Annotated in this window: 11 protein-coding genes; 7 read left to right on the plus strand and 4 right to left on the minus strand. The window is 71.9% G+C overall.

Translation table 11 applies throughout. The annotated features are described in order from the left end of the window. Positions 1 to 137 precede the first annotated feature (137 nt). The 6 genes from V7067_RS11645 to lpxK all read left to right on the plus strand — a co-directional run bounded on the left by V7067_RS11645 (position 138) and on the right by lpxK (position 6,182). Positions 138 to 1,508 carry a TldD/PmbA family protein gene (locus V7067_RS11645; protein ID WP_334176071.1) on the plus strand — a complete coding sequence of 457 codons (1,371 nt, stop codon included), beginning with the start codon at positions 138 to 140 and terminating at the stop codon, positions 1,506 to 1,508. Next, positions 1,495 to 2,316 (plus strand): 3'(2'),5'-bisphosphate nucleotidase CysQ, encoded by an 822-nt coding sequence (locus tag V7067_RS11650; RefSeq protein ID WP_334176072.1) that lies wholly within the window; start codon positions 1,495 to 1,497, stop codon positions 2,314 to 2,316. Before V7067_RS11645 ends, V7067_RS11650 begins: the two co-directional genes overlap by 14 nt. A gap of 506 nt (positions 2,317 to 2,822) precedes the next feature. Beyond that, on the plus strand, positions 2,823 to 3,080 hold the full coding sequence (locus tag V7067_RS11655; RefSeq protein ID WP_334176073.1) for a DUF4170 domain-containing protein: 258 nt from the start codon (positions 2,823 to 2,825) through the stop codon (positions 3,078 to 3,080). An 84-nt stretch (positions 3,081 to 3,164) separates the two neighbouring features. Beyond that, positions 3,165 to 3,851 (plus strand): lysophospholipid acyltransferase family protein, encoded by a 687-nt coding sequence (locus V7067_RS11660; RefSeq protein ID WP_334176074.1) that lies wholly within the window; start codon positions 3,165 to 3,167, stop codon positions 3,849 to 3,851. Beyond that, on the plus strand, positions 3,841 to 5,154 hold the full coding sequence (locus tag V7067_RS11665) for a 3-deoxy-D-manno-octulosonic acid transferase (RefSeq protein ID WP_334176075.1): 1,314 nt from the start codon (positions 3,841 to 3,843) through the stop codon (positions 5,152 to 5,154). Before V7067_RS11660 ends, V7067_RS11665 begins: the two co-directional genes overlap by 11 nt. Next, complete coding sequence (gene lpxK, locus V7067_RS11670; protein ID WP_334176076.1) at positions 5,151 to 6,182, plus strand: tetraacyldisaccharide 4'-kinase; 1,032 nt, start codon at positions 5,151 to 5,153, stop codon at positions 6,180 to 6,182. Before V7067_RS11665 ends, lpxK begins: the two co-directional genes overlap by 4 nt. Before the next feature lie 15 nt (positions 6,183 to 6,197). Here the strand turns inward: lpxK and V7067_RS11675 are convergent, their stop codons facing one another. From V7067_RS11675 to V7067_RS11690, 4 genes are read right to left on the minus strand one after another with little or no spacing between them, the layout of a single operon-like run. Further along, positions 6,198 to 6,428, minus strand: coding sequence for a DUF2093 domain-containing protein (locus tag V7067_RS11675; RefSeq protein ID WP_334176080.1), 231 nt, complete (start codon positions 6,426 to 6,428; stop codon positions 6,198 to 6,200). Between the two features lie 42 nt (positions 6,429 to 6,470). Further along, positions 6,471 to 7,883, minus strand: coding sequence for a metalloprotease TldD (gene tldD, locus V7067_RS11680; RefSeq protein ID WP_334176077.1), 1,413 nt, complete (start codon positions 7,881 to 7,883; stop codon positions 6,471 to 6,473). 55 nt (positions 7,884 to 7,938) lie between these two features. Then, a complete protein-coding gene (locus V7067_RS11685) occupies positions 7,939 to 8,562 on the minus strand; it encodes an MSMEG_1061 family FMN-dependent PPOX-type flavoprotein (RefSeq protein WP_334176078.1) in 624 nt (207 codons plus the stop codon). Positions 8,563 to 8,611: 49 nt separating this feature from the next. Continuing rightward, a complete protein-coding gene (locus V7067_RS11690) occupies positions 8,612 to 9,109 on the minus strand; it encodes an invasion associated locus B family protein (protein WP_334176081.1) in 498 nt (165 codons plus the stop codon). 433 nt (positions 9,110 to 9,542) lie between these two features. On the opposite strand from V7067_RS11690, the gene V7067_RS11695 reads away from it, so the two are divergent. Then, positions 9,543 to 10,768, plus strand: a 1,226-nt coding sequence (locus V7067_RS11695; RefSeq protein ID WP_334176079.1) for a cbb3-type cytochrome c oxidase subunit I, incomplete at its 3' end; no start/stop codon positions are given.

Genomic DNA, 10,768 nt, shown 5'->3' on the forward strand with positions numbered 1-10,768 from the left:
GCCGTCGTGCGTTCTGCCTTTGCATCCTGCCCGCGCGTGTCCTCGCGCGTGCGCCCCCGACCTGGCGCACCGCCGCACCCTCTGCCGATGGTGCGGCCAGCCGCAGCCGGGCGGGCCTTCCCGGAGTTTTGCGGTCCATGGCCAGCGCCGTTTCATCGCCGAATCGCAGCGACGTGCTCGATACCCGGCAGCTTGAGGATCAGGCCGCGCAGCTGGTGGAGGCCGCCCGCCGGGCCGGTGCCGATGCCGCCGATGCCGTGGTGGTGCGCGGCATGTCGCTGTCGGTTTCCGTGCGCGACGGCAAGGTGGAGGAAAGCGACCGCAGCGAGGGCGACGATTTTTCCCTGCGGGTATTCGTCGGGCAGCGCTCGGCCAGCGTTTCCACCAACGCCGCCGGCGATCCCATGCAGCTTGCCACCCGCGCGGTGGCCATGGCGCGGCTTGCCCCGGAAGACCCCTTCGCCGGCCTTGCCGACCCGGCGCTGCTGGCACGCCATTTCGCCGATCTCGACCTGGCCGACCCGGCGATGCCGGCGGCCGGCGATCTGGCGCAGGCCGCCCGCGAGGCGGAGGCTGCGGCACTGGCCGTCAGCGGCGTGACGCGGTCGGGCGGGGCGGGTGCCGGCTGGGGGCTGGGCGGGCTGGTGCTGGCCACCTCCCACGGCTTCCTCGGCGGCTACGGCGCCACGCGCCACAGCCGCTCGGCCACGGCGGTTGCCGGCGAGGGCACGGCCATGGAGCGCGATTACTGGTCGGCATCCGCGCTTCACGGCGCCGATCTGGCGCCAGCCGGCGAAATCGGCCGCATGGCCGGCGAGCGGGCGGTGCGCCGGCTCAACCCGCGCAAGGTGGCGACCACGCGCGCCACGGTCGTCTATGAGCCGCGCGCCGCGATCAGCCTGCTCGGCCATCTTTCCGGGGCCATCAACGGGGCCTCGATCGCCCGCGGCACATCGTTTCTGAAGAACCGGCTGGGCAGCGCGGTGTTCGCGCCGGGCATTCGCATCAGCGACGATCCGCTGCGCCGCCGCGGCCTCGGCTCGCGCCCGTTCGACGGCGAGGGCGTGGCGGCCGCCGCGCTCGACCTCATCGCCGACGGCGTGCTGACGACATGGCTGCTCGATTCGGCGTCCGCGCGCGAACTGGGGCTCGTCACCAACGGGCGGGCCCATCGCGGCGGCAGCAATCCTTCGCCCGGCACCACCAATCTGACGCTGCATCCGGGCACGGTCGCGCCCGCCGACCTGCTGAAGGAAATCGGCACCGGCCTCTATGTCACCGATCTCATCGGCCATGGCGCCAACATCGTTACCGGCGACTACAGCCGCGGCGTGGCGGGGTTCTGGATCGAGAACGGCGAACTCGCCTATCCGGTCAGCGAGGTGACGGTGGCCGGCCATCTGGGCGAGATGTTCGCCCGTCTGCGGCCGGCGAGCGATCTCGTCTACCGGTTCGCCACCAATGCGCCGACCGTTGCCATCGAGGGACTGACCGTTGCCGGACGCTGACGCTACAGCCGCGGCGGATCTCGATCTTCTCGCCCACCACGCCCGGCGGGCCGGCGAGATCGCGCTCCGCTTCTTCCGCCACAATCCGACCGTCTGGACCAAGGGCGACACCTCCCCGGTGAGCGAGGCCGACCTTGCCGTCGACCGCTATCTCGGCGCGGCGCTGGCCGAGGCGCGGCCCGGCTACGGCTGGCTTTCGGAAGAGACGGGCGACGACGGGGTGCGGCTTTCCCGCGCGCGGGTGTTCGTGGTCGACCCCATCGACGGCACGCGCGCCTTCATTGCCGGCTCGCCGGACTGGACCATCAGCCTTGCGGTGGTGGAGGAGGGACGGCCGGTGGCGGCCGCGCTCTATTGCCCGGTGCGCGGCGAGATGTTCCGCGCGGTGCGCGGCGGCGGGGCGGATGTGGATGGCGCGCGCCTTGCCGTCAGCCCGCTGCCGACGCTGTCGGGCGCGCGCATTGCCGCGCCGCGGGTGCTCGGCCGGCGCAGCCGGCTGGCGGAAGCCGGGGTGGAGGAGGTGCCGTTCATCCCCTCGCTTGCCTATCGTCTGGCGCTGGTGGCGGCCGGGCGCATCGACGGGGCGGCGGCACGCGGCCGGGCCTGTGACTGGGATCTGGCGGCGGCCGATCTGCTGATCGAGGAGGCCGGCGGCGCGCTCACCGATTTTGCCGGCCGGGCGGTGCGCTATAACCGCGCCGATGTGCGCCATGCGCCGCTCATCGCGGCCGGTGCGCAACTGCGCGGCCCGCTGATGGCGCTGTTCAGCGATCTCGATCCGGCGGGCGGCGCCGGCGCCGCCGGCTGAGGGCTGTGCACGCCGCAGGGGTGCGGCGACGCGGGCGACTTCCGGCGCGGCAGGCGACCTGCTAGAGCATAGGCCGTTTCGCTGGCCGGGCGGACCGGCGGGGTTAGCCGGCACACCCGTCCGGCTGCGGCGCAGGCGGCGCGGGGCCCCGTGCGGGCATCGCCGCAGGGCCTGAGCGCTGCGGGCAGCCGCCCGCGGCGGGCGGGTGGCCAGACCCGGCAGGGGCGGCCGCGGCGATTGCCGTGCGGTATGGCATCGCGGGCAGGGATCGCGGGCAGGGATCGCGGGCGAGGCCGGTGCCGCACAGCCGGGGTGATACGGCCGGCGCGGTATGGCCGGGGTGATACGGCGAGCGCTGCCCGGCGAAGGCGTGTCTGCCTGCGGGAAGCGGCCTGCGGGAAGCCGCCTGAAAGTGCGGCTGCCGGAGGGCGTGCCGACCATGGCCCTTCCGCCCGGCAGCGGACGGGCCGGCGAAGATGTGTGACAGGAAAACGGCGAGGGACCCGATGCCCGATTCGAAATCTCCGGCGAGCGACAAGCAGCTTCTTCATCTGGTGTTCGGCGGCGAGCTGTCGTCGCTGGAAGGCCACCAGTTCCGCGATCTGTCCAGGATCGACTTTGTCGGCGCCTATCCCGACTATGCCAGCGCCCGCGCAGCGTGGAAGGCCAAGGCGCAGTCGACGGTGGACAACGCGCACATGCGCTATTTCATCGTCCACGCCCATCGCCTGCTCGATCCGGCGACCGACGGTCAGCACGACTGATCCTTATCGTCAACGACGCCTGCGGCAAGCAGGCTTCGGGCCGGGGCGGGAAGGGGCGCGCCGGCTTGCCAGGGCAAGTGCCTCATGCTGAAGCGCATCATGCGGTCCAACTGGGTGCGCCGCTTCCTCGGGGAGGCGGCCGCGCTCTATCTGAAGTTCGTATGGGCAACGAACCGCGTCGTGTTCGAGCCGGCGGACTATGCCGATCGCGTGGATGGCGAACTGCCGGTCATCGTCACCATGTGGCACGGCCAGCATTTCATGATCCCGTTCGGCCGCAAGCCGCACTGGGACATGCGGGTGATGATTTCGATGTCGGGCGACGGCGAGATCAACGCCGTTGCCGCAAAGCGCCTCGGCATGGGCCTCATCCGGGCCTCCGGCGGGCGCACCGGGCGCGAGATCCGCAAACGCGGCGGCATCCGCGGCACGCTTGAGATGCTGCGCCTGCTGCGCGAGGGGGTGACGGTGTCGCTCACCGCCGACGTGCCCAAAGGGCCGGCGCGGGTGGCGGGCGAGGGCATCGTGCTGATTGCTGAGCGGTCGGGCCGTCCGGTGCTGCCGGTGGCGTTCGCCTCCAGCCGGCGCATCGACCTCGACACATGGGACAAGATGAGCCTAAACCTGCCGTTCGGACGCGGGGCCTTCATCGTCGGCGCGTGCATCGCGCCGCCGAAGGATGAGAGCGAACGCGAGACCTTCCGCCTCGCCGTCGAGGAAGGGCTCAACAAGGTGACGGCCCGGGCCTATGCGATCGTCGATGGAAAATAACCGCTCCTCCCGCGGCAACGGTCTCCTGCCGCTGTGGCGCTGCGCGGGCTATGCCGCCCGCCCGGCCCTGCGGCTGATGCTGGCCGTGCGCACGGCCAACGGCAAGGAGGATCCGGCGCGGCGCGGCGAGCGTTTCGGCCGTCCGTCCGCCCCCCATCCGCCGGGGCCGATGGTCTGGGTTCACGCCGCCAGCGTGGGCGAGATCACCGCCGCGCTGCCGCTGATCGGCGCCCTCACGGCGCTGGGGCTGCAGGTGCTGGCCACCACGGGCACGGTCACCTCGGCGCGCGTTGCGGCCGAGCGCCTGCCGCCCGGCGCCATTCACCAGTTCGTGCCGCTGGACGTTGCGCCCTATCTGCGCCGTTTTCTCGATTTCTGGCGCCCGTCGCTGGCGCTGTTCGTGGAATCGGAAGTGTGGCCGACGACCATCGACGAACTCGCCCGGCGCGGCATTGCGCGCATCATCGTCAACGGACGCATGTCGGAGCGCTCGCATCGCGGCTGGAAGCGCTGGCCGGCGGTGGCGCACGCCCTGTTCGGCCGCCTCACGGCCTGCCTTGCCCAGAGTGGCGGCGATGCGGAGCGCTTCCGCGATCTCGGCGTGGACGACGTGCACGTTTCGGGCAACCTGAAATTCGATGTCGCGCCGCTGCCGGTCGATGCCGGCAAGCTGGCCGACCTTCGCCGCGCGCTGGCCGGCCGGCCGTGCTGGGTGGCCGCCTCCACCCATGCCGGCGAGGAAGACATGGTGGCGGTGGCTCACGCCCGCCTTGCGGCGCACTGGCCCGATCTCGTCACTTTCGTGGTGCCGCGGCATCCGGAGCGCGGCGGCGCCATTGCGGAGCGGCTCGATCCCTCGGGCGCGGGGCAGAGCGTGGCGCTGCGCTCGCGCGGGCAGCCGCTCAGCGCGGCAACCCGCTTCTATGTGGCCGATACCATCGGCGAACTCGGGCTGTTCTATTCGCTGGCGCCGGTGGCCTTCGTGGGCGGCTCGCTGGTGCATGTCGGCGGCCACAATCCCATCGAGCCGGTGCAGCTCGGCGCCGCGGTGGTGACCGGGCCGCATGTGGCCAATTTCCGCTCCATCTATGCCGATCTCGGCCGCGCCGGCGGGGTGGTGGCGGTCGACAATGCCGACCGGCTGGCGCAGGCGGTGGACGGGCTGCTGGGCGATGCCGCCGCTGCCCGCGAGATCGTGACCCGCGCCCGCTCGGTGCTGGATCAGCATGTGGGCAGCGTGGCGCGCACCCTGACGGTGCTGCAGCCGCTGCTGCCGCTGCCGGCCATCGGGGCGGGCGCGTGAAGACGGCGCCGGCCTTCTGGTGGAGGCCGGCCGGGCCCGCCGCGCTGGCGCTGGCGCCGCTGGGCGTTGTGCTCGGCGCCGTTGCCGCGCGCCGGCTGGCCCGCCCGCCGGGCTTCACGGCCCCGGTGCCGGTGCTGTGCGTCGGCAACTTCGTTGCCGGCGGGGCCGGCAAGACGCCGACCGCGATTGCCCTTGCCGCCCGGGCCGGCGCGCGCGGCCGAAAGCCGGTGATGCTGACGCGCGGCTATGGCGGCCGCCTTGCCGGGCCGGTGATGGTGAGCCCGGCGCACACCGCCGCCGATGTGGGCGACGAGGCGCTGCTGCTGGCGCGCGCCGCGCCGACGGTTGTCGCCCGCGACCGGGCCGCGGGGGCGCGGCTGGCGGTTTCTGCCGGGGCAGACCTCATCATCATGGACGACGGTTTCCAGAACCCCGGCCTTGCCAAGACCGCCGCGGTGATGGTGGTGGATGGCGGGGTCGGCACCGGCAACGGGCTGTGCCTGCCGGCGGGACCGCTGCGGGCGCCGCTGCGGCTGCAGATGGCGCGGACCGCGCTGGTGGTGATCGTCGGCGGTCCGGCCGATCCTCTGCCCTCCGCCGCGGTCATCGCCGCGGCTGCGGCCGCAAATGTGCCGGTGATGCGGGCGCATCTGGCGCCGGAGGCGCCGCAGCGCTTCGCCGGCCGCCGTGTGATCGGCTATGCCGGCATCGGCCGGCCGGAGAAGTTCTTCGCAACCCTGCGCGAGACCGGCGCGGCGGTGGCGGAAACCCGCGCTTTTCCCGACCACCACCCCTTCACCGAGGCGGAGGCGGCGGCGCTGCTTGAGCGGGCGCAGGCGCTGGGCGCAGCGCTGGTGACGACCGCCAAGGACCATGCGCGGCTGCCCGCCGGCGGCATCTTCGGCCGCCTTGCCGCGCAGAGCGCGGTGCTGGCGGTCGGTCTGCAGCCGGACGGGCCGGAGGGCGACGAGGCCCTCGACCGGCTTCTTGGCGGGCTTTCAGCGGGCAGGCTTGCGGCGGGCGCCTGACGGGCGCGCGCCGTCTCAGGCCTTGCCGGCCCCGGCCTTCAGTTCCTGAAAGCGGCGGAACGCCACGGCAGCATCGGCATAAGCCTCCTGCCGGTCCACATTCCAGTAGCGCAGTTCGTCGAGCGGGATCTGCACGCCGGTCACGGCGCAGCGCACATAGGCACCCGGGCGCAGCAGCTGGTAGTCGCCGTCGAGATAGCGCACCTGCGCTTCGCCGCCGCTGCGGGAGGATTCATAGCGGTTCATCATGTCGTCTTCCGTCTTCGTTGTGGGCGGCCGCGCAGCGCTTCACGCCTGCGTGCCGCCAACTGTCATGGCATCGATGCGCAGCGTCGGCTGGCCCACGCCAACCGGCACACCCTGACCGGCCTTGCCGCAGGTGCCGATGCCCTGATCGAGCTGCATGTCGTTGCCGATCATGCGCACGCGCGTCAGCACGTCCGGGCCGTTGCCGATCAGCATCGCGCCCTTGACCGGCTCGGCAATGCGGCCGTCGCGGATGCGATAGGCTTCGGTGCAGGAGAACACGAACTTGCCGGAGGTGATGTCGACCTGCCCGCCGCCGAAGGACACGGCATAGATGCCATCCCTGACGCTGGCCAGAATCTCGGCCGGATCGTGGGTTCCGGCGCGCATGTAGGTGTTGGTCATGCGCGGCATCGGCAGGTGGGCGAACGACTCGCGCCGGCCGTTGCCGGTGGAGTGGGTGCCCATCAGCCGGGCGTTGAGGCGGTCCTGCATGTAGCCGACGAGAATGCCGTCCTCGATCAGCGTGGTGCAGCGGCTGGGGGTGCCTTCGTCGTCGACCGTCAGCGAGCCGCGCCGGCCGGGCAGGGTGCCGTCGTCGACGATGGTCACCCCGGGGGCGGCCACGCGCTGGCCCATCAGGCCGGCGAAGGCCGATGTCTTCTTGCGGTTGAAATCGCCCTCCAGCCCGTGGCCGATGGCCTCGTGCAGCAGAATGCCCGGCCAGCCCGGTCCCAGCACCACGTCGAAGGTGCCGGCCGGGGCGGGCACGGCCTCCAGATTGACGAGCGCCTGCCGCAGCGCCTCGTCGACGGCGGCCTGCCAGTGGGCGGGGTCGATGAAGCGGGCGAAGCCCTCGCGTCCGCCGGCGCCGAACGATCCCTGTTCCTGACGGTCGCCGTCGCCGACCACCACGGAAACGCCGAAGCGCACCAGCGGCCGGTCGTCGGCGATGGCGTGGCCGTCGGCACGCAGGATTTCCACCCGCTGGAAGCTGCCGGCAAGGGAGGCCGTCACCTGCTTCACCCGCGGGTCGCGGGCGCGCGCATAGGCATCGATTTCTGCCAGCAGCCGCACCTTGTCCTCGAAGGCCTCGCCGGCAATGGGGTTGTCCGGGGCATAAAGGCGGGCGTTGGTGCCGGCCGGCGGCTCCGCATAGGTGCCGGCATGGCCGCTACGCACGGCGGAAACGGCGTCGGCCGCGCGCATCAGCGCGGCCTCGCTGAGTTCGCCGGAGTTGGCGAAGCCCGCCGCCTCGCCGGCAATGGCGCGCAGGCCGAAGCCGCGGCTCTCGTCGAACGAGGCCGACTTCAGCCGCCCGTTATCGAACACCAGCGCCTCGGTCTGGCGCGATTCGACAAAAAGCTCCCCGTCGTCGGCCCCCTTCAGGGCGCCGGAGACGATGCTGCGCACGCGCCCGGCGTCGAGACCGGCTTCCTTCAGAAGTTCGCTCATTCACAGTTCTCCGGGCGGGCGCTGCCACAAGGCGGCCGCACCCGGCCAATCTGCCTCACCGGTCGCCGCCGGGCTTGCCGGAGGCGGCCATGTCGATGGCGGCCACGCATCGGGCAGCCGGTTCACCGGCTGCGACGTGATCGCGGATCATGTCGGCGGCCTGCGGCAGGCCGTGATCCGCGCCCGCTGCCGGCCCGCTCCACAGCCCGGCCCGCTCCGCCGCCTTTCCAAACTGGATATAGGCCTCGCGGACGGCAATAACGATAACCGCCGGCGGTCTTTTTGCTGTCGCTGCATAAAGATCGCACAGTTCGGCATCGTCGCGCACCTCGGCCGTGCCGCGGATGCGCAGGGCGCCGGCCCAGCCCGGCACCAGAAACAACAGGCCGATGCCCGGCCGCGCGATCAGGTTGGTCAGCGTTTCGAACCGCCGGTTGCCGGGATAGTCGGGCAGCATGAGGCGGGTGTCGTCGAGCGCGATCGCCATGCCGGCCGGGCCGCCGCGCGGGGCGGCATCGCACAGGCCGTCGGCTGCGGCCGTGGCGATGACACAGAACCGGGCCTGTGCCAGCACCGCGCGGCAATGGGCATCGAGCCGGTGCAGAACCTTCTCCCGCGCCCCCGCGGACGGGGCGCCGCAGAGCCGGTGCAGCGCGGCGGGGTCGGTGATACGGGCCATTCCCGGGGGGCTCTCCCGCCTGCTGCCGTCGCGCCGGCGCCGGCTTTCGTCAGGGCAGGGCTTCGACGCCCTGGCTGAAGCCCTTCAGCGACACCGGAATGCCGATGCCCTCTTCCGGGGTTTCGAAAATGGCGAACAGGGCTTCCTTGCCCTTGCGCAGCTTGTCGGCCAGCTTGTCGTCGAGGGTCACCTCGGCCATGCAGCCGTTGGGCAGGCAGCGCACGAACGCCGCGCGGCCCATGTCCTCGTTGTCGACGCGCAGCCCGAGGCCATAGGGCAGCAGCACGCCCAGCGGCGCCAGCACGCGCAGAATGCGCGCCTTCTTGTCCGCCGTCCGCAGCACGAACACCGACAGGCCGACATATTCCTTGTCGGCGGCGGCAACGGCCTGCGTCAGCGCGCACTGCTCGGTCTTGGCGCCGGGCAGGGTGTCGCAGCGCATCTGCCAGTCGCCGTAAGTCTGCTTCACCACACCCTGTGCCTGAGCGGCGCCCGGCGCGAAGGCCAGCGACAGACCGGCGGCAAGGGCAAAGCCGAGGCCGGACAGGCGCACGCGCCGCAAAAACGCGCCAGAGGAAAATGCGCCGGACGAGAACGCGCCGGAAGCCCGGCCGGCGGCCGGATGCGCCACGGCGGGGGACTGCGGATGAAACAAGGCTCACCTCCGAAGTGGCCACCCGCCGGGGCCGCGATTCGACCGGGCAGGCAAAGGGTTCTGGTCGGGCGGCAACAGTGGCCCATCGGCCGGCCGCTGAAAAGACCGCGGCCGCAACGCCAAAGGCCCGCTGCAACCCGCTGTGCCGGGCTGTTTTCTGGTCCGCAACCGGGGCAAAGGTCAAGCGCCGTGCGTCTTGCGGCGGCCATTTTCCCGCCGGGCCCCGCCGGCTGCGGTCCGCAATGCTGGCCGCCCGGGGCCGGATCGGTTAGAACACGAGAAAAGTGGCGCCCTGCGGGCGGCCATGCTCGGGAGTGTGCCCTTCATGCCGCGTTCTGCTGCCAAGCGCCCAGTGTTCCGCCCGCCTGCGCCTGCCGGCGGGCCGGCACGGCTGCGGCGCCGGGCGGGGTGGAGCCTGTTTTCCCGCGATCACAAGGCCGTCGGCACCCTCAATCTGGTGTTTGCCATTCTGGCCGGGCTGATCGGCGCGGCGCTGTCGCTTTTGATCCGGGCGGAGCTGCAGGCCCCGGGGCTGCAGTTCTTTGCCGACGATGCCACCTTCGGGGTGTTCGTCAGCATTCACGGTCTGGTGATGGTGCTGCTGATGGTGATGCCCGCCCTGATCGGCGGCTTCGGCAACTGGTTCGTGCCGATCATGATCGGGGCGCCGGATATGGCGTTTCCGCGCCTCAACGTGGCCTCCTTCTGGCTGCTGCCGCCGGCGATGGGGCTGATGCTGGTGGCCCTGTTCGCCGGGCCGGGCTTTGTGCGCCCTTCCACGCTGGCGTTGTGCGCGCTGGGGCTCGTCGGCCTGTCCTCGGTCATGCAGGCGATCAATTTCATCACCACCATCGTCAATCTGCGGGCGCCGGGCACGGGCTTCAACGGGCTGCCGCTGTTCGTGTGGTCGGTGCTGGTCACCGCCTTCGTGCTGCTCGTGTCGTGGCCGGTGGTGGCGGGGGCCGTCACCTTCCTGCTGCTGGCGCCCCCCGCCGGGCTCGGCGACGACCCGGCGCGGCTGCGGCAGGTGACATGGTTCATCGCCCACCCGGAAATCTATGTGCTGATCCTGCCGGGGCTGGGCGTCGTCTCGCAGGTGGTGGCCACCTTTGCCCGCCGCCCGGTGCGCGGCGCGCTGTGGGTTGCCTATGCCATGGTCGCCCTCGGCCTGGCCGGCTTCTTCCTGTGGGCCCGCCACCTTTACGGCGGCGGCATGGTCGGCGGCCTTGTCGGCGAGACCAGCGAAGGGTGGGGCAGCGGGATGAAAGGCTATTTCCTGCTGGCGGCGCTGGTGGTGGCCCTGCCGGCCTTCGTGCAGATCGCCGCATGGGGGCTCACCATGCTGTCGGGCGGCATCCGCCTCACCGCGCCGATGCTGTGGGCGCTGGGCTTCATCGTGCTGCTCACCATCGGGGCGGTCACCGGGGTGGAACTGGCGGGCGCGGGCCTCAGCGGCACCGGCGGGGAGGGGGCGCAGGGCGTGGCGCACTTCCATTATGTGCTGTCGCTCAGTGCCGTGTTCGCCATCTTCGCCGGCTGGTATTTCTGGTT

Origin of the sequence: Pseudoxanthobacter sp. (assembly GCF_036822375.1) — a bacterium.
Lineage (GTDB): Bacteria > Pseudomonadota > Alphaproteobacteria > Rhizobiales > Segnochrobactraceae > Pseudoxanthobacter.